We start from the raw sequence: 26162 nt of genomic DNA on the forward strand, positions 1-26162 counted from the left end.
CGTCGTGAACGCGCTTGCCGGCTCATGTCACGCCTCGGGTCGGACACCAAGCACCACCTCGTAAGCCTCCACGCGGCGGTCCGCCACCGTCGTGGGCGACTCCAAGTGCACGGCGCCCGAAGGAAGAATTCCTGCACCTCCGTACCTCTCCATCACCTGCCACTGCGCCACCACATCCTCGCCGGCGTGATCAATGGGAAGTTGGGGCCAGAACGTGAAGCCTCCCGAATCCAGCAAGGCCTGCCTGTTGTACAGGACGCATCCACCAAGCCAGGCAACCCTGTAGGGCACCCATTCACCAGGCGGCAGGGAAAGATCAACACTGAGATGGCTCAGGTTGGCGGCGTTATGAAGAGGCCAGCGACCGAAACCGGGAGTGTTGGGTCGGACCAGCTCTGCTGTTACCGGCCCCTCCCATCGTTCAAATGCGGCGGTCTCGTCCGGTCTCCTGTCATCCAGATAGGAGAGCCCCTGTGGTGCCATGCCCACGAAACCGCAGCCCAACTTGTCCAGTGCCTGGTTCAATCGCTCAAGCGCACCCGGTTCCAGCCATACGTCATCGTCCAGAAACAGGCACCGGTCCGCTGTTGACTGCTCCAGTAGAAACTGCCGATGCTCAGCCAATCCGCGCCGCGGCATATGACGAAGCAGCCTGACCGGCCGCCCTTGCGCCTGCAGCACCCGAACCATTCCAGCAACGGCAGGATGTTCCCAGTCCGGGGCTTCAGTGGATTGGTCACTAACCACCACGCTAAATGAAGGCTCAGATTGTGCAGCAAACCCGGCAAGGGCCACGGCCACTTCCGCCTGGCGGTTGCACGTGGGAATAAGCACGTCCACCGCCACTTTTCCAGTGGCGCTCAGAGGCCAGGCCCAATGTTCGGATGATCTCCTGCTCACAGCACACCTCCTGCCGTCAGGATCGGCATGAATTACGAAGGGTATGCCCGTATCTGTACCCATTCGGGCCGGATCTATTCCTTGCCGAAGCCGCCAATTGGTGCCTTATTCAGGACTTGATCCCAGCCCTGGCAATCAACGCCTGGAGATCTTCGGCAACCTTGGCCACCTCGCGCTGCCGTGCGTTCCGTGTCGACTTGGCCGCGTGCGTGGCGGGCCGGGTGGCGCCGGGAGAAATGCGTGTCCGGGGATCGCGACGGAACGCGCCATCGCGTCCAATCCTTGGATCACGCACGGGGGCGTCGGCGGTGACGCGGCCCTGAAGGGGGTCGTGGAAAAGTGGGATGTTCATGGTCCATTCCGGGGTATCAGGATGTGAACTTTGATCCTGACATATGCCCGAACGCCGCGATATGGACAGGTGCCTACCTTCACCATGAACCACTGTGCACATGTCCATGCCGACACTGGGGTACTACCTGGTGGCGGGCTACGCCGTCGTCTCAGCCGTTTGGCCGCGATGTGCCGTCCCCAGCGGTCAGGTAGAGCGTCCGCGAGTGACCGGGGGGATGAGTGGGCCCCATCCTAGCCCCAGAGGGCCTTCCTGAGCAGCGCCTTGAGTTGGGTCGCCTCAGCGTTGCTCAGCGAAGACAGCTGTACTTGCTCGCACGCGTCCAGGGCCGAGCGAGCCTTCGTGTGGATCCGCCGGCCTTCGGCCGTGGACACGATGATTTTGGCACGCCTGTCCTGCTTGCCCTGTGCGCGTTCCACCAGGCCGCGGTGCTCGAGGTCGTCCACCAGGCTGACTACTTGGCTGGGGTCGAGGCTGAGGAAGTCGGCGAGTTCGCGCTGGGTGGGTTCCAGGCCGCTGCAGGCCAGCGTCAACACTGAGAACGACCTTTCGCGCAACCCGTAGTCCGCCAGCGCCTTGTTGTTGAGGACCGAGCCTGTTGCGTGCAGCTTGGCAAGCAACAAGCCGACGTCGTTGCCGATTTTGGCGGCCGCGAGGCGCGGGGTCTCAACTTCGGTGCTTTGCAGGCCCATGACAACTCCAATAGTAAATAAAATCAATCATTGACTTTTGCAATGATCCGTATTCTCATTGATCATGACAAGGATCTCACGACGCAGTGGGATCGGCCCCACCGGCTCCGGCCGGTGACTGCATGCGAAGGAGCACGCCATGAGCTTGAACGGCAAGGTTGCAATTGTTACTGGGAGCGGGCAGGGTCTTGGCCTTGCTTACGCGAGGGAGCTCGCCCGCCTGGGTGCCGCCGTCGTTGTCAATGACGTCAATGCCGGGACGGCGGCGCAGGCTGTAGCGCAGATTGAGGCCGACGGCGGCCGGGCCACCGCTGTTGTGGTTCCGGTGGGCACTACGGACGCCGCCAAGGCGCTCGTGGCCGGTGCCGTTGAGGCATTCGGCCGGTTGGACATCCTGGTCACCAATGCCGGCATCCTTCGCGACAAGAGCCTGCTGAAAATGACCGATGAAGACTTTGACCTGGTGATCAACGTTCACCTTCGCGGAACTTTCACGTGTGTCCGGGAGGCATTCGCTTACTTCAAGGAAAACAACATTCCCGGCCGCATCATCACCATCGGCTCCCCGACAGGCCAGCGCGGCACCTTCGGCCAGACCAACTACGCCGCTGCCAAGGCCGGGATCGTGGGCATGGTCCGCACCTGGGCACTGGAAATGAAGAAGGCCGGCGTCACGGTAAACTCCGTGATCCCAGTGGCCGCCACTGCCATGACCAAGACCGTCCCGTACTTCCAGAAGGCCGTGGAGGCGGATGAACGTGGCGAGGCCATGCCGTCCTTCTTCCGTCACGACCTCGGATTCGGAACCGCGGATGACGTCGCCGGGCTGATTGCGTTCCTGGCCTCTGATGAGGCTGCGGGCATCACCGGTCAGGCCATCGGCGCCGGCGGTGACCGGCTGCAGGTCTGGACGCACCCGACGGCGGCAACCACCGAATACCGCAACGGAGGCTGGAGCTACGAAGCCCTGTGCGAAAACGCCGGGTCCCTCTTCGGAGCGAACGCCGTGCAGAGCTACGGCGAGGAATTCCTGCCGTTGCCCGCCGAACTGCAGCCCGAACCAGTACAGGCCCGCTGATCATGACCCGTTACGAACCTGGCATCGACGCCGCCAAGCTCGATGCGATCGACATGCACGTCCACCTCGAAGTGGACAGCTGCGGCCATGGCTCCCTTCCGGACGCCCTCACTGAGGCCTCCGCGAAGTACTTCAAGGCCGAGGACCGGACGCCGTCGTTGGACAGGATTGCCGCGATGTACCGCGAACTGAACATGGCCGCCGTCGTCTTTACCGTGGACGCCCGGACCCAGCTCAAGCACGAACCCAACAGCATCCCGGAGCTGATCGCCGGCGCCGCGCGCCACAATGATGTGCTCATTCCGTTCGGCAGCGTTGACCCGCGCACGGGGGAGGACGCAATCGCCGGGGCGAAGTACCAGGCTATTGAACTCGGCGCCCGCGGTTTCAAGTTCCACCCCTCGCTGCAAGGCTTTGATCCGTCCAACGAGCAGTTCTACCCGCTGTGGGACACATTGCAGGAACTGAGGCTGCCGGCCATTTTCCACACCGGCCAGAACGGCATGGGTGCCGGTCTTCCTGGCGGGTACGGCATCAAGCTGGCATTCTCCAACCCGCTGCTGCTGGATGCTGTGGCGGCGGATTTCCCGGGCCTGCAGATCATTATGGCCCACCCATCGGTGCCCTGGCAGGACGAGGCCAACTCCATCGCCACGCACAAGTCCAACGTGTTTATCGATCTGTCCGGGTGGTCGCCCAAGTACTTCCCGGAGTCCCTGGTTCGCCTTTCAAACTCGGTGCTCCAGGACAAGGTGCTGTTCGGCACGGACTTCCCACTCATCACTCCGCAGAAATGGCTCGGCGCGTTTGAGGATCTTCCCCTGAAGGACGAGGTTCGTCCGAAGATTCTCAAGGAGAACGCTGTCCGGCTGCTCGGTTTGGATGGTTGAGATGTCCACCACGGCGTTGGAACATCGGCTTTACGCCGCTGCTGATTGGTATGACTCCGAATCCCTCCTCACGGACGACGAACGCCACATCCTGGCCCGGCTCCGGGATTTCCTTTCGCAGGAGGCCAAGCCGTTGCTGGCCGATTATTGGGAGCGGGGCGAGTTCCCGGAGCAGTTGGTGCAGCCTTTGATCGATCTCAACCTCATGGAACCGTTCGAGGCGCCCGCCCGGGGAATTTACCACGGCTTCCGGATCTTCGAACTTGCCCGAACCGATGCTTCCCTGGCCACTTGGTACACAGCCCAAGCCGGGCTGTTCCGTACAGCCATCCGCGTCGGTGCTTCCGAGCCCCAACAAAAGGAATGGATGCCAAAGGTTATCGACTTCTCGCTCAAAGGCGTCTTCTCGCTGACCGAGCCGGATCACGGCTCGGACATCGCCGGAGGGCTGTCCACCACAGCGCGCTTTGATGCAGATCTCGACGGCGGCAGCTGGGTTTTGGAAGGCGCGAAGCGTTGGATCGGGGGAGCCTCAACTGCCGACGTGCTGTGCGTGTTCGCCCGGGATGTAGCAGATGGGCAGGTCAAAGCGTTCTTGGTGGACCGCACCGCGCCCGGGGTCAGCCTGGCGAAGATCGGCGGCAAGACGTCATTGCGGATGATGCAGAACGCCCACATCACCCTGGAAAACGTCCGGGTTCCAGAGGCCATGCGCCTTCACAACGTGAACTCGTTCAAGGATGTGGCTGCCATGCTCCGGGCGATGCGCTCGGATGTTGCATGGATCGCCACCGGCATCCAAGCCGGCGCGTTCGAAGCAGCGCTGGCATACGTCAACGAACGCCAACAGTTCGGACGCCCATTGGGGTCCTTCCAGTTGGTGCAGGAGAAGTTGGCCCGCATGCTCGGAAACATTACGGCTTCGATCTCGCTCGTGGTCCGGCTAACGGAACAACAGAGCAGTGGAATCTACCGGGACCAGGATTCAGCCCTGGCGAAAATGCAGACCAGTTTGTTCATGCGCGAGACCGTCGCGCTCGCCCGCGAAGTGGTGGGCGGCAACGGCATCACACTCGCTTCCGACGTCGCCCGGTTCCATGCCGACGCCGAAGCCGTCTATTCCTACGAGGGCACCCACGAAATCAACGCCCTGATCGTCGGCCGCGCCCTCACGGGCGCCAGTGCCTTTACCAGATAGTCCAGCGCCTTCACCCACTAGCCGCACTCTTACAACCAACAACTACCAGGAGGCAACGATGCCCAATCTCGTCGTCGATTTCGACACCCTGCCCACCATGACCGGCAAGGACCTAGGCACTACCGATTACCGCGAAATCACGCAGCAGCAGATCAACCTGTTCGCTGATGCCACGGACGATCAGCAATGGATCCACGTTGATCCCGAGCGCGCCAAGGACGGCCCGTTCGGTGCGCCCATCGCCCACGGTTTCCTGACGCTTTCCCTGATCATCCCGTTCTGGGGCGAGCTGTTCGACGTCGACGGCGTCACCACCAAACTGAACTACGGACTGGACAAAGTGCGCTTCACTTCCCCGGTCAAGGTGGGCTCCAAGGTGCGCATGCAGGCCACTATCGCCGAAGTCACCGAGGTCAAGGGCGGCGCCCAGATCAAGGTCAACGCCACCATCGAGATCGAAGGCCAGGAACGCCCCGCCGTCGTGGCCGAGTTCCTCGCCCGCTTCTACAAGTAGGAACCCCGTTTTACAAGAAAGACTCCCCACCCCTCCTCCCCAAGGAACAGCCATGTCAGGACACACTGCGCTCGCACCTCTGAGCACGGCCGCCAAGCGCAAAGAAGCGCGCACGGTCATCTTGTCCAGCTATCTGGGCAGCACCATCGAGTTCTACGACTTCCTGCTGTACGCAACGGCCGCGGCCGTTGCCTTCCCCAAGGTCTTCTTCGCCGGCACGGATGAATGGGTGGGCGTCGTCGCCGCCTACGCAACCTTCGCCGCCGGTTACGTAGCAAGACCCTTGGGCGGCATCATCTTCGGCCACTTCGGTGACCGGATCGGCCGCAAGGGCATGCTCATCGTGTCCATGGCAATGATGGGCATCGCCTCCACGCTCATCGGCCTGATTCCCGGCGCCAGCGTGATCGGCCCGTGGGGTGCGGTCATCCTGGTGGTCCTGCGGGTCTGCCAGGGCATCGCGGTTGGTGGCGAATGGGGCGGGGCCGCGCTGATGGCGCTGGAGCACTCCGATCCCAAGCGACGTGGCTTCGCGGCATCGTTCGTCAATGCCGGTGCGCCTACCGGAGCCGTGCTTGGCACCGTAGTGATGGGCATCTTCTCGGCACTGCCGCAGGACGCCTTCCTGGCGTGGGGATGGCGGGTGCCGTTCCTGCTGTCCTTCGTTCTCCTGATTGTGGGCATGTTCGTTCGGCTGCGAGTCTCGGAAAGCCCGATTTTCGCCGAGGCAGTAGCCAAGGAAGATGCCCAAACCACCAAGCGCAAGATCCCGCTGCTTGAAGTGCTGCGCCGCCCCAAGGCATTGATCATGATCATGTTCGCAGGTGCCGCGGGCTTCGGCCTTCAAGTTGTGCTGCCCACGTTCTCCGTGACCTACGCAGTGTCCAAGGGTGCACCCCAACAGGGCGTGCTTTATGCGTTCGCGGGAGCCTCGGCCATCTCCATCGTGTTCGTTCTTCTAGGCGGAAGGCTGTCCGACCGATTCGGGCGGCGGCCGGTAATGGTGACGGGCTTGGCGTTGTTCATCGCCTACCTGTTCCCCATGTTCGGGATGCTCGGTTCCGGGAATGTCGGCCTGATCTTCCTGGCCTTCACTGTGGCGCTCGTCCTGCACTCGTCCCTGTACGGGCCACTGGCAGCGTTTGTGTCGGAGCAGTTTGGGACCACGTCCCGCTACACCGGTGCCGCCGTCGGATACCAGTTGGCCACGCTGATAGGTGCCGGCTTCACCCCCGGCATCATCGCAGGCCTGTACAAGGACTCCGGCCAGAGCATCGTCCCCGTGGTGGTGTTCCTGTCAGTCATGGCACTGGTGTCGATTGTGTTCATCCTGCTGACGCGGGAGTCTAAGAATAACGACCTCACTTCGGTCAGTTAGGAGCACTGCAAACATGGACAACAACGGAGTTGGTTCCTGGCTGCACCGTCGCCGGATCAAGTCGGGACCCAAGACGGCACTCATATCCGGGGCACGCACGCTGAGCTACGGCGAACTCGCCGACCGGACAGACCGGCTGGCAAACGCCCTCAAGGACAGGGGAGTGGCCAAGGGAGACAGAGTCGCTTTTCTCGGCGAGAATCATCCTTCCTTCGTGGAGACCTTCTTCGCCTGTGGGCTGCTCGGTGCGATCTTCGTTCCGCTGAACACCCGGCTCGCCGCCCCCGAATTGCAGTTCCAACTCCAGGACTCCGGGTCACGGCTCCTGGTCAACGCCGAGGCCCTGGAGACCCTGGCGGCCTCTGCCGTCGAAGAAACCCTGGTGACCCATCGCCTGGTGGTGGCCGCCGACGACGCCACGGAAGTTTCCCCTGCAAAGCTGCCATCCGGCGTCGAACGCTATGACGAAGTGCTTCAAGCGGCGGCCTCGACGCCGCAGGACGAGGCCGTCAGCCTGGACGACGGCGCCATGATCCTCTACACCTCAGGAACCACCGGCAAGCCCAAGGGCGCCCTGCTGACGCACGGGAACATCACCTGGAACTGCATCAACACCGTAGTGGACATGGACCTGAACCGGAACGACGTCGCCCTGATGATCTCGCCACTGTTCCACGTGGCCTCTTTGGACATGGGTTTGCTGCCCATGCTGCTCAAGGGAGCAACGGTGGTGCTGGAAACCAAGTTCGAGGCCGGCAAGGTGCTGGGACTCATCGGGCAACATGGGGTCACCACGCTCAACGGAGTCCCCACCACGTTCCAGATGCTCTGCGACCATCCTGAATGGCCGACGGCGGACCTTGGCTCCCTGGACAAGCTCACCTGTGGTGGTTCGGCGGTTCCTCGGCGGGTCCTGGATGCCTACGAGGAGCGCGGCATTGGCTTCACGAGTTGTTACGGCATGACTGAGACGGCGCCCGGAGCCACCATGCTGCCTGTCTCAAGGTCCAAGGACAAAGCTGGATCTGCCGGCTTGCCCCAGTTCTTCACCGACGTCCGTATCACCGATCCCCTGGGCGGGCCCACGCCTGCCGGGCACGTCGGTGAGATCCAGATCTCCGGGCCCCAACGTGATCAAGGAGTACTGGAACCGCCCTGACGCCACGGCGGAAAGCTACGCTGATGCCCGCTGGTTCCGGTCCGGCGACATGGGCTTCCAAGACGACGAGGGCTTCCTGTTCATTTCGGACCGCATGAAGGACATGATCATTTCAGGTGGCGAGAACATCTACCCTGCGGAAGTCGAAGCCGCGATCGCCGAACTCGATTCCGTGGGGAGCGTCGCTGTGATCGGCATCGAGGACCCCAAATGGGGCGAGGTGCCGCGAGCCATCGTCACCCTGCGGGAGGGTGCCTCGCTCAGCGAAGAGCAGCTGCGCTCGCACCTGGAAGGGCGGCTTGCGCGCTACAAGATCCCCAAATCCGTAGTGTTCGTTGACGAAATGCCGCGAACGGCCAGCGGGAAGATCCGCAAAATGGAGCTACGAAAGCAATTCGCGTCCTGACCCCGGTTGTTCTCTCACGTCTTGTTGTATGTGAGAGAGCGTTGGCTCAAAAGGGTTGGTATGTGAGAGAAGGTTTGCGCAAAAGGGTTGGTATGTGAGAGAGGGATTGGGGCGACATAATCCGTCAACGGACTAAATCCCGGTTAATTTTGTCCATCGACCTGCATAAATACCGCGGAGAGCACTACGATGAGCAACGACTCTTCACAGAGTTTAGGTCTCACTGCATTATTCACACCTAACCCCGGGGGAACACCTTGAGTTACCAGCAACAGCCACAGCAAACCCAGCCGTATGGCGCACAGACCGGCGAACCGCCGCTGTGGGCTCCCTACTATGGCGCACCCATCGGCGCCGCCGTAAAGCGTTTCTTCAAGAAGTACACCGCCTTCACCGGCCGTGCGAGCCGCAGCGAATACTGGTGGGTGGCCCTCGCTTTGGGTGTCATCGGCCTCGTACTGCAGATCCTTACCGGCATCCTCGGTGCTGCAGGTTCTACAGTCTCGGCAAACGGAACGGCAGTTCCCGGCCCGGGCGCAGTTGTAGGACTTATTTTGATCTTTGCGTTCTACCTGGCGGTACTCATTCCGTCCATTTCGTTGCTGGTCCGTCGTCTGCACGACGGCAACTTCAGCGGCTGGCTCGCCTTGCTCGGCCTCATTCCGTTCCTTGGCGGACTCGCAATTCTGGTTCTCGCACTCCTGCCGTCCAACCCGGCCGGCCAGCGCTTCGACCAGCCCAGCGCTGTCTAGCACTTCACGCACTAAGTAAAAGGGGCGGCACGCGACGTGCCGCCCCTTTTTACGTGCCCGGCGAACCACTCCATGGAATGCTGTGGAGTGATGCGGACCAATCCCCACCGACGAGGAGTTCCCATGTCTGCGAATATAACGCCGAAAAACATCAAACGCTGTGCGGTCATTGGTGGCGGGATCATCGGCGTGGCTGTTGCCCGGGAATTGGCCAATAAACTCGACGGCGTCCAGGTCACCGTTTACGAAAAGGAAGACCAGCTCGCCAAGCACCAGACCGGCCACAACTCCGGGGTGGTCCATGCCGGGCTCTACTATGAACCCGGCGGGCTGAAGGCAACGCTGTGCCGCAGGGGTGTGGAACTGCTTCGCGAATTCTGTGCCACCACGGATCTGCCGTACGAGGCCTGCGGCAAGTTGGTGATCGCCCAGACCCCCGAAGAGTCCAAGCGGCTGGAGAACATCTTCGCGCGGGCAACGGCCAATAGAGTGCCGGGCGCACGCATGCTGCGCGGTGACCAAATACGGGAGGTGGAGCCGAACGCCGTCGGGCTTTCTGCTTTGCACTCGCCGGAAACGGCGATCGTGGACTATAGGGCCATCACGAATGCGCTCGCCGACGACGTCCGTGACGCAGGCGGGCAGATCCGGCTTGGGCAGGAAGTCACCTCGCTGGAACAGCAGGGGAGCGGCGTCGTTGTCCACACGAAGGATGGCGGCGAGCATTACGATCTTGTGGTGGCGTGCGCCGGGCTTCAATCCGACCGGTTGGCGGAAGCCACTGGAGAGCCCGCAACGCCGCGCATCGTTCCCTTCTTTGGGCAGTACTTCCTCCTTGGCAAGGAAAGCCGCGCAAAAGTCAGGGGCTTGATTTATCCGGTGCCGGACCCCAAGCATCCCTTCCTTGGCGTGCATCTCACCAAAAGGATCGACGGCGAAATGATGCTGGGTCCCAACGCTTTCATCTCCTTCGGGCGCGAGGCCTATTCGTGGAAGGACATGGATGTGCGCGACGTCCTGAATTACACCCTGTTTCCAGGTTTCTGGAATTTTGCCCGGCAGAATGTGCCATCGGCGGTCCGCGAATTCCAGACCGTGGTCAGCCGGAAGAAGTTCATTAAGGAGGCCGTACGCTTTGTTCCGTCGTTGGAGGGTGCCACTGTTCTTCCCGGCACGCGCGGCGTCCGTGCGCAGGCCATGAATGCTGACGGTTCCCTGGTGGATGATTTTGTGATTTCACGACGCCGGGACATGGTTTTGGTGCGGAATGCACCGTCACCTGGGGCTACGTCGTCGATGGCGATTGCGGAGTACGTCGTGCAGCAGGCTCTGCGGGACTAATAGCAGAAAAGGGGAAGTTAACAAGCCCGTGACGCTGCAGAAACCGGCCCCACATGACGTGTGGATACCTTTGCCGCATGAAAGCATCATGGTTGGCCGGACAAATCGCGAAGATTGGCTCCAGGATCGGCGAATGGATTGAGGCCGCATACGTCCTGGATTGTGTGGAACCCGTAAACGATCCCGGGGGCCAAGGGGCTCAGGGGCGCCCCGCTGATTGGACGTGGTTGCCGGCGCTTAGCGGGGTTACGGTCGCCAGTGCGCAGGCCATTCAATCCCACTCGGGAATGGTCCGCCGTAACCCCTAAAGGTTGGCTTGAAAGCTGCTGAATGTTGTTTTGGGCACACTTTTCGTCCAACGCGGATGCTATGCCCTAAACTGCTTCACTGAGGTGCCTGAAATGGCACTATGCAGCAACGAAAGCGAACCCAATGGCTACTGATTACGACGCACCCCGCAAGACAGAAGAAGAGACTCCCGCGGACTCGCTTGAGGCTCTTCAGGCGTCCCGCGCAGCCGGTGCCCAGATTGCAGTCATCGACATCGACGAAAACGACACCGCGGAAGGCATAGACCTCCCGGGCGCCGATCTTTCCGGTGAAGAACTGACCGTTGTGGTGGTACCCGAACAGTCTGACGAATTCACGTGTTCTTCCTGCTTCCTGGTCCGCCACAGGTCCCAGGTTGCCTTGGAAAAGAACGGCCTTAAGTATTGCAAGGACTGCGAAGGCTAGTCCCGGGCACCGCAAAGCGTCGAGCCCCGTCAGGCCAATGGATGGTCGGATGGGGCTTTTGCGTGTCCGCAACTCTTTGTAACGCCCAGGTGTCGTTATCTTCGATTACGAACCTATGCATGAAGACCCACTAACTGGTCCCTGAACCGGCATAAATGTCCCCTTCCATGACTCTCCTGTGACCACCCCGGAGTCGTTTTAACGGTTGTGCGCCGAAGCGGCCACAACCCATCCAAACAACCCAAGCGACTCCTACTGTTGAAGTATCAACTTCGCCTGAAGGGGGCACAAAAAATGAGGAAATTTGGAGCGGGTTTGGCAGCAGTCCTTGCAGCTGCCGGACTCGGTCTGGTGGCACCGGGGCCGGCCTCGGCATCACCATATTGCGGGATCATGTGGGGCTCGCTGGCCAAGGGCCGACCCCGATATGAGCGCCGCCAACGTCACCAACGTCCGTACGGGCCAACAGACCTGTTACGACCGCCTGGTGGTAGATATGACCGGCAAGGTGGCCGGTTATTCAGTGCAGTATGTCCCGGTAGTGGTTCAGGATGCCACCGGCTATCCAATCCCCGTGCTCGGTGATGCTGACCTGCAGATTATGGTGACGGCTCCGTCCTATGACCAGAACGGCCAACTGACGTACGCTCCGGCTGCCAAGGCTGAACTGTCCAACGTTTCCGGGTACCAGACGTTCCGTCAGGTGGTTTACGCGGGCAGCTTCGAAGGAACCACGAGCATCGGTTTGGGTGTCCGTGCCCGGCTTCCGTTCCGCGTCTTCACGTTGGACGGGCCCGACGGCGGTTCGCGCCTTGTGGTGGACGTCGCCCACCGTTGGTGATTGGGTAGCCGGCTAACGCGAGAACGCAGGAAAGCGGCCAGTTCGTCCGGAGATTTCCGGGGTACTGACCGCTTTCCTGCGTCTTCGCGTTGAGGAACTACTCGGGGACCACCAGGGCAGGGGTGTCCTTGCGGATGGTCTCACCGCGGAAGAAGCCGGGACGGACGCGGGACATGATCAGCATGAACACGGCACCCAGGGCAAGGATTCCGATGCCGAGCACGAACACGAGTCCCACTCCGAAGATTTCCGAACCACTGCCAAACTCCGGGGCCCAGCTGTCCACCGCGGTCTGCAGGAAGACAACAAACAGGCCGACCCCGCCCAGAAGTGGGCAGAAGAGACGCAGGAAGAAGTTCCGGGCACTGGAGAATACGCTGTTCCGGAAGTACCAAACGCAGGCGATGGCCGTGAGTCCGTAGTAGAAGCAGATCATCAAGCCAAGGGCAAGGATGGTGTCGTTGAGGACGTTCTCACTGATCACGTGCATCACGGCGTAGAAGCCTGCGGACAGGACGCCCGCCGCAATGGTGGCGAAGCCCGGCGTCGAGAACTTCTTGCTCATGTGGCTGAAGCGCTCAGGCAGGGCGCCGTAGTGTGCCATGGCCAGCAGGCTGCGGGACGGCGAGGTGAACGTCGACTGCAGGGAAGCCGCCGAGCTGGAGAGGACGGCGAGGGACATCAGGATCGCGAACGGACCCATAACCGGAGACGCGAGGGCCGTAAAGACGTTGGCGTGGTTTTCCTCATTGTTCAGGCCGATTCCGGTGTCTCCGACGCCTGCGAACATCATGGTGGCGATGGTGACCAGGAGGTAAATGCCCAGCACGATGACGGCGGTCAGGGTGCCTGCGAGGCCGGCGGTCTTCTTTCCGTTGGCGGTTTCCTCGTTGACTGTGAGGCAGACATCCCAGCCCCAGTAAACGAAGATCGAGAGGGAGATGCCGGCTGCGACCTGGCCGAAGGTCTCAATCTTGGTGACGTCGAACCAGTCCCAGCTGAAGGGAACGGCGGTCTCGGACGTGGACCAGTTGGCGAATGCCATGGCAACGAACAGGCCGAGCACCAGCAGCTGGAAACCGACCAAGCCGTACTGCACGATCTTGGTGGTGTGCAGGCCGCGGTAGCTCACCCAAACAGCCAGCGCTACAAAGACGAAGCAGGTGGCAACATTGAGTACCTTGTTCGAGGCGAGGTCGGCCAGCTCGGCCGAGCCCGTAACCTGAGCCAGGAAGAGGTAGAAGAAGTCAACAGCGACGCCCGCCAGGTTGGACAGGACGATAATGTTCGCCGCGAGCAGGCCCCAGCCGCCCATCCAGCCCACCCAGGGGCCGAAGGCCTTGGTGACCCACGTGAAGGTGGTGCCGCTGTCCGGGGAATCTGCGTTGAGTTCCCGGTACGCCAGGGACACCAGGATCATCGGAATGAACCCGATAAGGAAGATCACGGGCAGTTGCAGCCCGGCTTCGTTGACGGTTGGGCCAAGCGCGCTGGTGAGCGTATACGCCGGGGCGATGGTGGAAATGCCAAGAACGACGACGGCGAGGAGCCCCAACTGCCCCGTCTTCAGTCCCTTGCCGCTGATGTCGTGCGACGTGCCGGCCGGGCTGGTGCCTGCGGCCGTGCTACGGATTGTCTGGCTCATGAAGGGCCCTTTCTAGATGGCCGTAGGCTGCTGCTGCGTAATGCAGTGGATGCCGCCGCCCCGGGCGAAGAGTTCGCGCGCGTCAACACTGACAACGCGGCGTCCGGGGTAGGCGTCGGCGAGGATGCGGAGTGCTTTCTCGTCCATGAGGTCATTGAAACTGCATGCGATGACCCCTCCGTTGACCACGAGGTGGTTGATGTAGCTGTAGTCCACATAACCTTCGTCGTCGGTAAGGGTTTCCGGGGCGGGAACTTCGATGATGTTCCAGTCCCGGCCTGCTGCGTCATGGGTTGTGCGCAGGAAGTCGATGATTTCCCGGGAGACGTTGTAGTCCGGGTGTTCCGGGTTCTGCTGGGAGTGGACCAGCAGTGTGCCGGGGCTGGGGATTGCTGCCACAATATCGACGTGCCCGCGCGTGCCGAACTTCTCGGAGTCGCGTGTGAGGCCACGGGGCAGCCACACCACATGCGTGGCGCCGATGGTGCGGGCAAGTTCCCCTTCGATGTCGGCCTTGGTCAGGCCCGGGTTGCGGCCTTGGTCAAGCTGTACGGTTTCGGTGACCAGGACGGTGCCTTCGCCATCAACTTGGATGCCGCCGCCCTCGTTCACGATGCCCGACGGAATGTGGTGGGCATTGGCGCGGCCGCTGACCTCCGCAGCAATGAGCGAGTCCTTGTCCCATGCGGCCCAATCCTGGCCGCCCCATCCGTTGAAGATCCAGTCCACGGCGCCAAGCTGCTTGTTGGCATCGAGCACGAACGACGGCCCGATGTCCCGCATCCAGGCGTCGTTGAGCTCGGCGGTGAGTACCTCGACGCGAGGGTCCAGGTAGCGCGCGGCAGTGTCGACGTCGTCGGGGTGTACCACCATGGTGACCGGCTCGAATTCAAGGATGGCGTTCGCGACGGCGGCCCACGTGGATCGCGCTGCGTGGGCCTCTTCCTCGGTGTCACCCAAGGTGTAGCCGCCGGTCGGGAAGGCCATCCAGACGCGGTCCTGGGGAGCGGTCTCGGACGGCATGCGCCAGGCGCTCATGCGGAGACTGCCTGGTACGGCGAGGCCTCGGCTGTGGAGCCGAGCGGGGCGTTGGGGTTGACCGGTTCGGTGAGGCGGCCGTACGTTTCCGGGCGACGCGTGGCCAGGAAGGGGAAGAGCGTGAGCCAATCCTTGCGCTGGTCCAGGTCAAGATCTGCAACCAGCACGGCGGATTCGTCGCGGGGTGCCTGGACCAGGATGCGGCCGTAGGGATCGGAGATGAAGGATGAACCGTAGAAGTTCAGTGTGCCCTCGCTGCCGTGGCGGTTGGGGGCAATCATGAAGAGTCCGTTGGCGATGCCGTTGCCCACGATGACCTGCTGCCAGAGCGGCTGGGTGTCGAAGTCGGGGTGGTCCGGCTCGGAACCGATGGCCGTGGGGTAGACCAGGATCTCTGCTCCGCCCAGGGAGTACATGCGTGCCAGCTCCGGGAACCACTCGTCCCAGCACGTGGGCATGCCAAGGCGTGCGCCGCCGAGTTCTGCCGGAGCGTGCACTGCATAGGCGTCCTCGGCGGCCGGGCCTTTGCGGAAGAACTTGTCCTCGTAGTAACCGGCCGTGACAGGGATGTGGAGTTTGTGGGTGCGTGCGACGAGTTCGCCAGCGGGGGAGACGAGGATGGCTGTGTTGAGTCCCAGGCCATCGTCCGTGCCGTCCGGGTTTTCGGCACGCTGGTAGAGCGATGCGTGCACCGAGACGCCGTACGTCCTGGCAGCCGCTGCGGCGAACGTGAAGGTTGGGCCCGTGAGCAGGTCTTCGGTGATGTCCGAAGGGCGGATACCAGCGGCCGGGTTGTTCTCCGGCCGGGTGTCTGCAGGGTAGCGGGAAAGAGTCAGTTCAGGCAGGAAAACAACACTGGCTCCCAGCTTGGCTGCGCGTTCGATTCCCTCGTTCAGTTCGGCATGCAGGACTGCTTCATCAGCGTGCCAGCGGTGCTGAACGACGCCGACCCGCAGTGGGGTGCGGGTGGACGGCTCGGTGCGGGCCAGGGAAGTCGGGGCTTCGAGGCGGGTAATTTCAATCATGGGGGCATGTACTCCGGTGAGACGACAGTCACTAAATGAATAGCGTTCATTTAGTATGGCGGTAGTCACGGCTGGATGCAAGGGGGTACCGGATCGAGGTCTCCCCAGATGGCATTTGATGCCAATGTTTCCAGCCACCATTGGCATCAAGTGCCATCTCGGCGGGGTTATCGCTTCGGTCGCGCCCTGACATGCATGCGCTCGCCCTGCTACCCAAAGAGGGTAAGGAGTTCCACGGGTTCCTTTGTGGCGACGGCGGCCAGCCGCGTTGAAGGCCTTGTTTCACGGTGAGTTGCATTAATTAGCAGTCGACTTACGGTCCAGGTGCGAGGACGATTAAAGAACAGCCACTAAGGAGGTTGGGTATGTGCTACTCGTACTACGAGGGCTATGAGAGGCGTACGAAGAAGGACTCCGTGCGCACGCCCGAGATGCACAAGCCTGAGACCAGCAAGGATCAGGCACCTGAGGCCCCTGCCGAGAAGAGCCCGCAGACAGAAGGAACGTTGTGGACTTTCCTGGCGCGTCGTCGCAGGGAATTTGAGGTTTCAGAACCGAGGATCGACCGCATCCGCGAGAAGGTCTAGGCGTTTTTCGAGCAAGACCCCGTCCAACGGACAATTCACCACCGGGTGCGGCGGTGAATTGTCCGTTAGGCGGGGTTTTTGCTGCTATCTTCCCGAAGTCTCCAGGAATTCGAGGGCCGCAGTAACCAGTGCTTCCGTGCCAAGGGCCAAGGTCGGCTGGATGATCGGGGCAAAGTAGGGCGAGTGGTTCGACGGAACGTCCTCGGGCAAGCGACCCGTCGTCGCCCATTCCTTGAAGTGGGTGGCCTCGATCCCGCCCAGGAACCAAAACACGAGGGGCGCGCCGGCCGCCGTCGCGAGTTCCCCGACGTCTTCACTGCCTGAGACCGGGGCCGGGGTCCATGATCCTTGCGGCGCCGAACTTATCGCGAAACGCCGAAGCGATCCTTCCGGCGGCCGATTCATCATTGACCGTCAGCGGGTAGCGCTCCTCATAGTGGAAGTCGGGTTCCTTCAGGGCGCCTGAGGCAGCAGCTTCACTTCGAACGATGCGCTCGATCGAGTTCAGGACTTTCTCCCGTGTGGGCTCGCTGAAGGATCGAATGCTGAGGCCCAGGGTTGCGGTCTCGGGAATGATGTTGTTCTTTGTTCCCGAATGGATTTGCCCAACGGTAACCACTGCAGAATCGCTGGCGGCCAGTTCCCGGGACACCACTCCCTGCAGGCGCATGGTGGCTGCCGCAGCCATGAGGACTGGATCAACGGTGGTTTCAGGCCGGGAGCCGTGGCCGCCGCGCCCATGCAACGTCACGTTGAGGGAATCCGCTGAGGCCATGGCCACGCCGGAACGGATGCCGAACCATCCGGCAGGAAAGGGCGCCACATGCTGGCCGAGGACCACGTCCGGCTTGGGGACCAGGTCAAAGAGCCCATCCGCCACCATGGCCTGGGCGCCGCCGCCCCATTCTTCGGCTGGCTGGAAGACCGCGATCAGCGTGCCCTGCCAGTCCTGCCGCTGTGCGGCCAACGCTTCCACTGCTCCGAGGAGGCAGCTGACATGTACGTCGTGCCCGCTCGCATGCATGATCGGCACCTCACGGCCTTCATGGTCGACGCCGACTGCCGCACTTGCGTAGTCCAGCCCGGTGTCCTCCTTGACCGGTAACGCGTCCATATCCGCACGAAGCATCACCACGGGTCCGGGGCCATTGTCCAGGACTCCTACAACCCCCGTTTTCCCCACGCTGCGGTGGACCAGCAGCCCCAAGTCCTCAAGGTGTCCGCTGATGATCCCGGCTGTTCTGACCTCTTGGAAGGAAAGCTCCGGGTTCGAGTGGAGATCACGGTAGAGGGCTTCCAGGTCAATGCTCATGGGGAATTTTCCTTAACAGGTCGACGCCGCAGGGTCTGGCCAGTGTATCGACGTCATCAGGCAACGACGCCGACCCACACCTTTGCGCTTCAGGGCAAACTTGGTTGCATGGAATCTTCACAAGAGATCACTACCCAAGGCTCAACAGTCGAGGATTGGACCAAGGCCCTGGCAGAGTCCAGCGGATCACCGGGTGGAGGCGCGGGAACCGGCGTGATGCTGGCCGTTGCAGCGTCCCTGGCGTCCATGGTCGCGGGTTACACAGAGGCGCCCGGGCAGGAGTTGGCCGAGCTGCACGTCCGGGCCCGCTCCCTCCGCGAAACCGCCCTGAAGCTGGCGGACGAGGACGCAACGGCGTCGAAGGCTTTCGGTGCGGCCTTCCGGCTTGATCCTGGCCCGGACCGGGAGCAGGCAATCCACCGTGCATCCGTCGATGCAGCCAAGGCCTCCGCTGTGCTCGGCGATCATGCCATCGACGCCATCGAGGACCTGGGATGGCTTGCTGCCCACGGGAACCCAGCACTCATTGCCGACGTCGTGGTGGGGTTTGGAGCCCTCAGGGCAGCCATCGCAGGAGCCCGCACCAACGTGAGCTTTGATCTCGGATCGCTCAGATCCGCAGGCGCGACGCTTGATGAAATCAAGGAAAAGCACCCTGGATTGTGGGCAACGGTAGGCCGGCTCAGCGATGCCCTGGACCGGATTGACGAGCTGGTGGCCGCCGTAGATGACAAGGCTGCACCTACTGACGGCCACTGATTCCCGACGGAACGCCGGCCTACTGTACACCCGGCTACTGCACGCTCGCTTACTGCACGCTCGCTTACCGCGCCTTGGGCACCCTGCGGAGCACGACGGCGGCAAGCACTGCCGCTCCGGCCATCAGTACCAGCCCAATCGCCGCAGTGATGTGGACGCCGGACTCGAAGGCTACCCGGGCGGCGGCTGTCAGTGCATCGGACAAAGGAGCGGGTAGTGCAGCTGCGGCATCCACGGCGCCGGCCAGCGTTTCGCCCGCGTTCCCTGCCGCCTGCGTGGACAAGCCCTCCGGGATGACGAGGTTGTGCTGGTAGGACGCGGTGAGGATAGAGCCCAGCACGGCCGTTCCCAGGAGCGAACCCAGTTCGTATCCGGTTTCGGAAATTGCGGACGCCGCTCCGGACTTGTCGGCCGGTACGGAGCCGAGGATGAGGTCGTTGGAGATGGTCTCCGCTGCGCCAACGCCAACGGCCAGGACAGTCAAAGCTGACAAGAGGAACACCGGTCCGCTGCCGTGGTCACCCACAGCCACCACCAAATAGCCTGCAGCGCTGAGGGTAAGTCCGCCGGCCACTACGAATCCTGGCCGGATGCGCTTTACCAGCGGGACCACTACCAGACCGGCGATGACCGTTGCCAGGAGCGCCGGAATCATTGCAATGCCCGCTTCCATGGGGGACTGGCCTTCAACCAGCTGCAAGTGCTGGGCGAAGAAGTAGATGAAGCCCGTCATGGAAAACAAGGACAGGACGTTGGCCACGATCGCTGTGCTGAATACCCGGTTGCTGAACAGGCGGACATCCAGCATTGGGTTCTCAAGTTGCCGCTGGCGACGGACAAACAGAACGCCCATCACCAGGCCGAAGACCATGAAGGCCGCTGCCGACACCCCGAATCCGTGAACAGCGAATTCCTTGATGCCGTACACGAACGGAGCCATCGTGATCACGGACAGCCCGATACTGGGCACGTCCACGCGGCCGGGGTTGGCGTCCTTGGATTCGGGAATGAGGACCCTGCCGAAGGCGAGGAGCGGCAGGAGCAGGAAGGTCGCCACCAGGAAGACAGCACCCCACCAGAAGTGCTCAACCAGCCAGCCACCGAAGATCGGGCCAAGGGCAGCGCCACCAGAGAATCCGGCGGCCCATACGGCGATCGCGAGCCGCCGGCGGTTCGGATCAGCAAAGATGTTCCGGATCAGGGACAGCGTTGACGGCATCAGCATCGCGCCGAACACGCCAAGGGCTGCGCGGCCGGCAATCAGCCATTCCGCGGAAGGCGCGAACGCCGTAGCAGCCGAAACCGCAGCGAAGCCGGTGCTGCCGATCAGCAGCAGCCGCCGTCGTCCGATCCTGTCGCCCAGGTTGCCCATGGAAACCAGCAATGCCGCCAACACGAGCGGGTAGGCGTCGATGATCCATAGGAGCTGCACGCCACCCACGTCCAGGGAGCGGGCAATTTCGGGCAGGGCGAACGTGAGCGCGGTGTTGTCGACGGCCACCAGCAGCACCGGGAACATCAGGAGTGCCAGGGCCGTCCAGTCGCGCCAAGGTGCGCCTCCACCCATGACAGGACGAGCGGAACGGGGAGCTTGGGTCGAGGACGGCGTGAACATGACAGCTACTGTACCGTCCAGACGGTACAGTTTCAAATTAAGCGCCGCCGACCCCGTAGGGAATGATGTACACATGCCACGAAAACCAGTTGCCAGGGATGCGGTCCTGGATGCCTACGAAGCCCTCCTCATCGAGGTGGGGGAGCGGGCCGCCACCCTCGATGCCGTTGCCAAGCGGGCGGGCGTCTCCAAGGGTGGGCTGCTTTATCACTTCCCCAGCAAGGAATCGCTGATCAGCGCCCTCCTTGAGCGCCTGGATCGGTTGGCCCAGGAAGACGTCGAGCAAATGAAGGCTGCGCCGGACGGCTCTGCGGTTTACTTCATCCGCTCCTCCCTATGGGCGGGAACCCCCATGGATCGGGCTTTGGTCGCTGCCACGAGACTGGCCGAAGTTGCGCATGAGGAGACCCGCCGCAGGTTTGCCGGAATCCAGCAGCAGTGGTTGGACGTCCTGGCCGAGGATGTTGGTCCGGAGGTTGCCAAAGCCGTCAGTTACATGGGCGACGGCCTGTATTTCAATGCCATGTTCGAGGGTGGCCAGGAAGGCGGCAAGGCCGGGCGGGAGGCCGACGTCGAGATCCTCCTTGGCATCCTGGACCGGCTCCGCAAGTAGCGGGCCATCCATTTGCGGCGACGCCCCCGACGTAGGACAATTGAGCCTTGTGGTGCGTCTTCACAGGGGCCCGCAAAAAATTGAATATGCCTTTGATCTGCGGCGGGAGAGTCCCGCAAGCAAGTGATGCGGGCGCCGTAGGAGCAAACCCTCCCCAGGAATCTCTCAGGCCCACGCACCGCCGCGGCGAGGCAACTCTGGAAAGTAGCAGGCCTTTTGCTGCGCCCTCTTGGCGCGGAAGAAGTGCTGTGCTCACCGACGGTGCAAGCGATCGTTGTTCAAGCAACACGCGGAAACTCTCAGGTCCAATACAGAGCGGGGAGGAACCCGAGCCGCTGTGGCGTACCCAACGCCGCCCAAGTAATGGAGTTCCTTCGTGACGGTTAGTTCAGCCTCCACCACCTTCGTCGACCGGCACATTGGCGCCCGCCGCCAGGCCGACATTGAAACCATGCTCAAGACGGTCGGCTACGACACCGTTGATTCCCTGGTTGATACAGCCGTTCCCAACGACATCCGCCAGGACGTTGCCCTCACCCTTGAAAACGCGCTCAGCGAAGTTGAGGTGCTGGCCGAGCTGCGCAAGCTTGCGTCCAAGAACAAGACCGCCGTCCAGATGATCGGCCAGGGCTACTACGACACCGTCACGCCGCCGGTTATCCGCAGGAACATCCTTGAATCCCCGGCCTGGTACACCGCGTACACGCCCTACCAGCCGGAAATCTCCCAGGGCCGCCTCGAAGCTCTGCTGAACTTCCAGACCATGGTCCAGGACCTCGTGGGCCTGCCGATCGCCAACGCCTCCCTTCTGGATGAAGCAACGGCAGTGGCCGAAGCCGTGCTGATGATGCGCCGCGCCAACAAGAACAAGGCCGCCCATGACGGGAAGACCGTCCTGGACGCCGACTGCCTTCCCCAGACCATTGCCATCGTGAAGGGCCGTGCCGAGGCACTCGGCTTCGAGGTTGAGGTCGCTGACCTTTCGCTCGGCCTCCCGGAAGGCGCCATCAACGGCGTCGTCCTGCAGCAGCCCGGCGTTTCCGGCCGCGTGTTCGATCACTCCGCCGTCATCGCTGACGCCAAGGAGCGTGGCGCGCTCGTCACCGTGGCTGCAGACCTGCTCTCCCTGACGCTCATCAAGCCTCCGGGCGAGCAGGGCGCCGATATCGCCGTCGGTTCGGCCCAGCGCCTGGGCGTTCCGCTGTTCTTCGGCGGCCCGCACGCCGCCTACATGGCCGTCCAGAAGGGCCTCGAGCGTTCAATGCCCGGCCGTCTGGTGGGCGTTTCCAAGGACGACGCCGGTGTCCCCGCCTACCGCTTGGCGCTGCAGACCCGTGAGCAGCACATCCGACGCGAGAAGGCCACGTCCAACATCTGCACGGCCCAGGCCCTGCTTGCCATCGTCGCCTCCATGTACGCCGTCTACCACGGCCCCGAAGGCCTGAAGGCAATCGCCGAAACCGCCCACGGTCACGCGCGCACCCTTGCAGCGTCCCTGAAGGCTGCCGGCGTCGAGGTCCTTCACGGTTCCTTCTTCGACACCATCACAGTCAGCGTCCCCGGCAAGGCTGCCGAAATCGTCGCCACCGCCGAGGCAAAGGGAATCAACCTGCGCGGCATTGACGCTGATCTGGTGGGCATTTCTGTTGACGAGACCACTACCTCAGAGATTGTCCGCGGCGTCCTGGATGTCTTCGGCGCTTCGGTCACCGAATCCGCCGAAGGTTTCTCGCTGGAATCTTCCGTTGAGCGTACGAGCGACTTCATGCAGCACCCGGTATTCAACACGCACCGCTCCGAAACCCAACTGCTGCGCTACATCCGCAAGCTTTCGGACCGGGACCTCGCCTTGGACCGCACCATGATTCCGTTGGGTTCCTGCACTATGAAGCTGAACGCAACGGCTGAGATGGAAGCAATCTCCTGGCCGGAGTTCGCCTCGATCCACCCGTTCGCTCCGGACTCCCAGACTGCGGGATGGCGTGAACTCATCGCCGACCTTGAGTCCCAGCTGACCGAGATCACCGGGTACGATCAGGTTTCCATCCAGCCGAACGCCGGTTCCCAGGGTGAGCTCGCCGGCCTCCTTGCGATCCGCGGCTACCACCTTTCCCGTGGCGACGAGCAGCGCAATGTGTGCCTTATTCCTGCCTCGGCCCACGGCACCAACGCGGCCTCGGCTGTGCTCGCTGGCATGAAGGTAGTAGTGGTGGCCACCGCTCCCGATGGCACCATCGACCACGTGGATCTCAAAGCCAAGATCGAAGCCAACCGGGACGCCCTCTCGGCCATCATGATCACCTACCCGTCTACGCACGGTGTGTACGACGCCGATGTCCGGGAAGTTTGCGACGCTATCCACGAAGCCGGCGGCCAGGTTTACATCGACGGCGCAAACCTCAACGCACTCGTTGGGCTCGCCCAGCCGGGCAAGTTCGGCGGCGACGTCTCCCACCTGAACCTGCACAAGACCTTCTGCATCCCGCACGGCGGCGGCGGACCCGGTGTTGGCCCGGTCGCTGCAAAGGCACACCTTGCCCCGTTCATGCCTGGCGACGCTGCTTCCTGGACCGAAGGCAACGACGTTCCGATTTCGGCATCCCGTTTCGGTTCGGCCGGTGTGCTCCCGATTTCCTGGGCCTACGTGAAGCTCATGGGTGGCCAGGGGCTCACCGAAGCCACCAAGTCCGCGCTGCTCGCTGCGAACTACATTGCTTCCCGCCTCAACGAGCACTTCCCGGTGCTCTACACCGGCGAAGGGGGACTCGTAGCGCACGAGTGCATCCTGGATCTCCGCGAACTGACTGCCCGCACCGGCGTCACGGCTGAGGACGTCGCCAAGCGCCTCATCGACTTCGGTTTCCACGCACCCACACTCGCGTTCCCGGTTGCGGGCACTTTGATGGTGGAGCCGACCGAGTCCGAGGACCTCGTGGAGATCGACCGCTTCATCGAGGCCATGATCACCATCCGTGCCGAAATCGAGCAGGTCGCCACCGGCGATTTCACTGTTGAGAACTCGCCGCTGCGCAAGGCACCCCACACAGCTGCCGCCGTCGTAAGTTCTGACTGGGACCGCGCATACCCGCGTGAGCAGGCCGCGTTCCCCGTCCACCACCTCAAGCAGGACAAGTACTTCCCGCCCGTCGGACGCATCGACGGCGCTGCTGGCGACCGCAACCTCGTGTGCTCCTGCCCACCGATCGAAGACTTCGAGAACTAAGGACGCTCCCGCAATGACTGAGAACTACACCGCTCTCTACGAAGAGCACAAGAAACTCGGCGCGTCCTTCACGGACTTCGGCGGCTGGCAGATGCCGCTCAAGTACGAGTCCGAGCTCGCCGAACACCACGCCGTCCGCAAGTCCGCCGGCTTGTTCGACCTCTCCCACATGGGCGAAGTCTGGGTGACAGGCCCGGACGCGGCAGCGTTCCTGGACTACGCCCTGGTGGGCAAGATCTCCGCCATGGCCGAGGGTAAGGCCAAGTATTCGCTGATCTGCCAGGAAGACGGCGGCATCATCGACGACCTCATCACGTACCGTCGCGGCGAGGACAAGTTCCTCGTGGTGCCGAATGCTGGCAACGCCAAAGTAGTGGCTGCAGCGCTGCTGGAGCGCGCCGCCGGCTTCGACGTCGTGGTTGAGGACGCCTCGGCCGAGACCTCGCTGATTGCTGTCCAAGGTCCGCGCGCCGAAGCCATCCTCCTGCGCCTCGTGCCCGCAGAGCAGCACGCGCTGGTCACCGAACTGAAGTACTACGCCGCTGTCGAGGTGCCCTTCACGTTCGACGGCGGTACTCAGGACCTGCTGCTTGCCCGCACGGGCTACACCGGTGAAGACGGTTTCGAGATCTTTGTGTCCAACGACTCCGCTGCTGCCCTCTGGCAGGCCATCGCCGACGCCGCGGAAGACGGCGAGCTCACTCCCGCTGGCCTCGCTTCCCGCGACTCCCTGCGCCTCGAAGCCGGCATGCCGCTCTACGGCAACGAACTGTCCCGCGAAGGAAACCCGTTCGCCGCAGGACTCGGTCCCGTGGTCGCACTTTCCAAAGAAGGCGACTTCGTCGGCAAGGAGGCACTCGCTGCGCTCAAGGCCGACGGCGCCGGCTCCACCAGCGGGCGCAAGCTCGTAGGCCTCAAAGGCCTGGGCCGCCGCGCTGGCCGCAGCCACTACCCGGTCCTCAAGGATGGTGCAGTGGTAGGCGAAGTCACCTCCGGCCAGCCCAGCCCGACGCTCGGCTACCCGGTCGCGCTGGCCTACGTGGATGTTGAGCACAGCGAGCTTGGCACTGCCTTGGACATCGATCTGCGCGGTAAGAGCGAGCCGTTCGAAGTCGTTGCATTGCCGTTCTACAAGCGCCAAAAGTAGGCCGGGTCGGTCGCGACACGCCTTAAGCCCGGCGGGGCCGACCTCCACTGCATGCTCGGTCGCGATGGCGCCCGCTGGGCGGACGCGACGCTCCCTTGGACGCATGCTGCCGGAGGCCGGCCCCGCAAGGGGCGTGCACCTCACCAGGACGCGTGGCCACTTTGGCGATTCGTGAACCGCTGAATGCTGGGGGAGTGGCAACCTGCCGGGGGAGATCCGGTGCCCCAGCACCCAACCCAGCCATAGTTTTTGATCAACCACAGTAAGGAAACAGAATGCCCAAAGTAGCGCCTGAACTTCAGTACTCCGACGAGCACGAGTGGGTTTCCCGCGGGGAGGGGAACCTGGTGTCTGTTGGCATCTCCGAGGTTGCAACCGACGCGCTGGGCGATATCGTGTACGTCGATCTGCCTGAGGTTGGTTCCACCGTGACTGCCGGTGAGACCTGTGGCGAGGTTGAGTCCACGAAGAGTGTTTCCGACCTCTACTCGCCGGTCACTGGTGAGGTCACCGAGATCAACGACGCCGTAGTGGGCGATCCTGCCCTGATCAACAACGATCCCTATGGCGCCGGCTGGCTCTTCAAGGTTGCGGCTGAGTCCGACGGTCCGCTGCTTTCGGCCGAGGAGTACGCCTCCAAGAACGGCGGAGACCTCTCGTAGGGTCAGTGGTTGGCCCGTCGGGGCCGACGTCCTCCGCGTGCTCGGTCGCGAAGACGCCCGCTGGGCGGACGTGACGCTCCCTTGGACGCACGCTTCCGGACGCCGGTCCCATGGGCCCGTTCCGCCGATGAGGTATTGCCAGTCCGTTTCGTGGGGTTGCTGCCGGAGATGCCGTGCGCACGGCATGTTCGGCAGGGGAGCCCCGAAATGGCCGCTGGAGTCCGCGGAGGACGTTGGCTCGAAGCGCCCATACAGCGCCCACTGTGGCGTAGCGTGGGATTGTAGAACTAAATAATTTGC

Annotated in this window: 21 protein-coding genes, 3 pseudogenes and 1 riboswitch; of the genes and pseudogenes, 16 read left to right on the top strand and 8 right to left on the bottom strand. The window is 62.6% G+C overall.

Annotated elements, in window-relative coordinates; genetic code table 11:
* Window positions 1-27: 27 nt before the first annotated feature.
* From LDP01_RS14820 to LDP01_RS14830, 3 genes are all read right to left on the bottom strand, one after another.
* Window positions 28-900: a glycosyltransferase family 2 protein gene (locus LDP01_RS14820; protein ID WP_224093581.1), complete on the bottom strand. Its 873-nt coding sequence runs from the start codon at window positions 898-900 to the stop codon at window positions 28-30.
* Between the two features lie 109 nt (window positions 901-1009).
* A complete protein-coding gene (locus LDP01_RS14825; RefSeq protein WP_224093584.1) occupies window positions 1010-1252 on the bottom strand; it encodes a hypothetical protein in 243 nt (80 codons plus the stop codon).
* Window positions 1253-1485: 233 nt separating this feature from the next.
* Window positions 1486-1944 (bottom strand): MarR family winged helix-turn-helix transcriptional regulator, encoded by a 459-nt coding sequence (locus tag LDP01_RS14830; protein ID WP_224093591.1) that lies wholly within the window; start codon window positions 1942-1944, stop codon window positions 1486-1488.
* 139 nt (window positions 1945-2083) lie between these two features.
* Between LDP01_RS14830 and LDP01_RS14835 the strand changes: the two genes are divergently transcribed.
* The 10 genes and pseudogenes from LDP01_RS14835 to LDP01_RS14880 all read left to right on the top strand — a co-directional run bounded on the left by LDP01_RS14835 (window position 2084) and on the right by LDP01_RS14880 (window position 12236).
* Window positions 2084-3022, top strand: a complete 939-nt coding sequence (locus LDP01_RS14835) for an SDR family NAD(P)-dependent oxidoreductase (protein WP_224093592.1) — start codon at window positions 2084-2086, stop codon at window positions 3020-3022.
* Window positions 3022-3912, top strand: a complete 891-nt coding sequence (locus LDP01_RS14840; RefSeq protein ID WP_276573612.1) for an amidohydrolase family protein — start codon at window positions 3022-3024, stop codon at window positions 3910-3912. Before LDP01_RS14835 ends, LDP01_RS14840 begins: the two co-directional genes overlap by 1 nt.
* 1 nt (window position 3913) lies before the next feature.
* The gene (locus LDP01_RS14845; protein ID WP_224093595.1) at window positions 3914-5110 is read left to right on the top strand and encodes an acyl-CoA dehydrogenase family protein; all 1197 of its coding nucleotides are present in this window, start codon (window positions 3914-3916) and stop codon (window positions 5108-5110) included.
* A 58-nt stretch (window positions 5111-5168) separates the two neighbouring features.
* Window positions 5169-5624, top strand: a complete 456-nt coding sequence (locus LDP01_RS14850; RefSeq protein WP_224093597.1) for a MaoC family dehydratase — start codon at window positions 5169-5171, stop codon at window positions 5622-5624.
* A 52-nt stretch (window positions 5625-5676) separates the two neighbouring features.
* A complete protein-coding gene (locus tag LDP01_RS14855) occupies window positions 5677-7002 on the top strand; it encodes an MFS transporter (protein ID WP_224093599.1) in 1326 nt (441 codons plus the stop codon).
* A gap of 13 nt (window positions 7003-7015) precedes the next feature.
* Window positions 7016-8567: pseudogene (locus tag LDP01_RS14860) on the top strand (acyl-CoA synthetase).
* A gap of 257 nt (window positions 8568-8824) precedes the next feature.
* Window positions 8825-9319 (top strand): DUF805 domain-containing protein, encoded by a 495-nt coding sequence (locus LDP01_RS14865; protein ID WP_224093600.1) that lies wholly within the window; start codon window positions 8825-8827, stop codon window positions 9317-9319.
* Window positions 9320-9442: 123 nt separating this feature from the next.
* Window positions 9443-10660 (top strand): L-2-hydroxyglutarate dehydrogenase, encoded by a 1218-nt coding sequence (gene lhgD / locus LDP01_RS14870; protein WP_224093602.1) that lies wholly within the window; start codon window positions 9443-9445, stop codon window positions 10658-10660.
* Between the two features lie 432 nt (window positions 10661-11092).
* Window positions 11093-11395, top strand: coding sequence for a DUF4193 domain-containing protein (locus tag LDP01_RS14875; protein ID WP_224093604.1), 303 nt, complete (start codon window positions 11093-11095; stop codon window positions 11393-11395).
* A gap of 294 nt (window positions 11396-11689) precedes the next feature.
* Window positions 11690-12236 (top strand): annotated as a pseudogene (locus tag LDP01_RS14880) (AMIN-like domain-containing (lipo)protein).
* Window positions 12237-12333: 97 nt separating this feature from the next.
* On the opposite strand, the gene LDP01_RS14885 reads toward LDP01_RS14880, so the two are convergent.
* The 3 genes from LDP01_RS14885 to LDP01_RS14895 are packed head-to-tail and all read right to left on the bottom strand — an operon-like array spanning window position 12334 to window position 15944.
* Window positions 12334-13881: an APC family permease gene (locus LDP01_RS14885; protein WP_224093606.1), complete on the bottom strand. Its 1548-nt coding sequence runs from the start codon at window positions 13879-13881 to the stop codon at window positions 12334-12336.
* 12 nt (window positions 13882-13893) lie between these two features.
* A complete protein-coding gene (locus LDP01_RS14890; protein ID WP_224093607.1) occupies window positions 13894-14919 on the bottom strand; it encodes an agmatine deiminase family protein in 1026 nt (341 codons plus the stop codon).
* Window positions 14916-15944 carry a nitrilase-related carbon-nitrogen hydrolase gene (locus tag LDP01_RS14895; RefSeq protein ID WP_224093620.1) on the bottom strand — a complete coding sequence of 343 codons (1029 nt, stop codon included), beginning with the start codon at window positions 15942-15944 and terminating at the stop codon, window positions 14916-14918. Before LDP01_RS14895 ends, LDP01_RS14890 begins: the two co-directional genes overlap by 4 nt.
* A gap of 365 nt (window positions 15945-16309) precedes the next feature.
* On the opposite strand from LDP01_RS14895, the gene LDP01_RS14900 reads away from it, so the two are divergent.
* Window positions 16310-16531, top strand: coding sequence for a hypothetical protein (locus LDP01_RS14900; protein WP_224093621.1), 222 nt, complete (start codon window positions 16310-16312; stop codon window positions 16529-16531).
* Between the two features lie 84 nt (window positions 16532-16615).
* On the opposite strand, the pseudogene LDP01_RS14905 reads toward LDP01_RS14900, so the two are convergent.
* Window positions 16616-17843, bottom strand: a pseudogene (locus tag LDP01_RS14905) (amidohydrolase).
* Window positions 17844-17951: 108 nt separating this feature from the next.
* Here LDP01_RS14905 and LDP01_RS14910 point away from each other — a divergent pair.
* Complete coding sequence (locus tag LDP01_RS14910; protein WP_224093622.1) at window positions 17952-18602, top strand: cyclodeaminase/cyclohydrolase family protein; 651 nt, start codon at window positions 17952-17954, stop codon at window positions 18600-18602.
* Between the two features lie 64 nt (window positions 18603-18666).
* Here LDP01_RS14910 and LDP01_RS14915 read toward each other — a convergent pair whose 3' ends face one another.
* On the bottom strand, window positions 18667-20217 hold the full coding sequence (locus tag LDP01_RS14915) for an MFS transporter (RefSeq protein ID WP_224093852.1): 1551 nt from the start codon (window positions 20215-20217) through the stop codon (window positions 18667-18669).
* A 73-nt stretch (window positions 20218-20290) separates the two neighbouring features.
* Here LDP01_RS14915 and LDP01_RS14920 point away from each other — a divergent pair, with 73 nt between their 5' ends.
* From LDP01_RS14920 to gcvH, 4 genes are all read left to right on the top strand, one after another.
* Entirely contained in the window at window positions 20291-20830 is a 540-nt protein-coding gene (locus LDP01_RS14920; protein WP_224093623.1) for a TetR/AcrR family transcriptional regulator, read from the top strand.
* 93 nt (window positions 20831-20923) lie between these two features.
* A riboswitch (glycine riboswitch) is annotated at window positions 20924-21021 on the top strand.
* A 185-nt stretch (window positions 21022-21206) separates the two neighbouring features.
* Window positions 21207-24053, top strand: a complete 2847-nt coding sequence (gene gcvP, locus LDP01_RS14925; protein ID WP_224093624.1) for an aminomethyl-transferring glycine dehydrogenase — start codon at window positions 21207-21209, stop codon at window positions 24051-24053.
* A 13-nt stretch (window positions 24054-24066) separates the two neighbouring features.
* Window positions 24067-25200 (top strand): glycine cleavage system aminomethyltransferase GcvT, encoded by a 1134-nt coding sequence (gene gcvT, locus LDP01_RS14930; RefSeq protein ID WP_224093625.1) that lies wholly within the window; start codon window positions 24067-24069, stop codon window positions 25198-25200.
* A gap of 275 nt (window positions 25201-25475) precedes the next feature.
* Entirely contained in the window at window positions 25476-25862 is a 387-nt protein-coding gene (gene gcvH, locus LDP01_RS14935) for a glycine cleavage system protein GcvH (protein ID WP_223935990.1), read from the top strand.
* Window positions 25863-26162 lie beyond the last annotated feature (300 nt).

The sequence above is a fragment of the Arthrobacter sp. StoSoilB13 genome, from assembly GCF_019977255.1.
Lineage (GTDB): Bacteria > Actinomycetota > Actinomycetes > Actinomycetales > Micrococcaceae > Arthrobacter.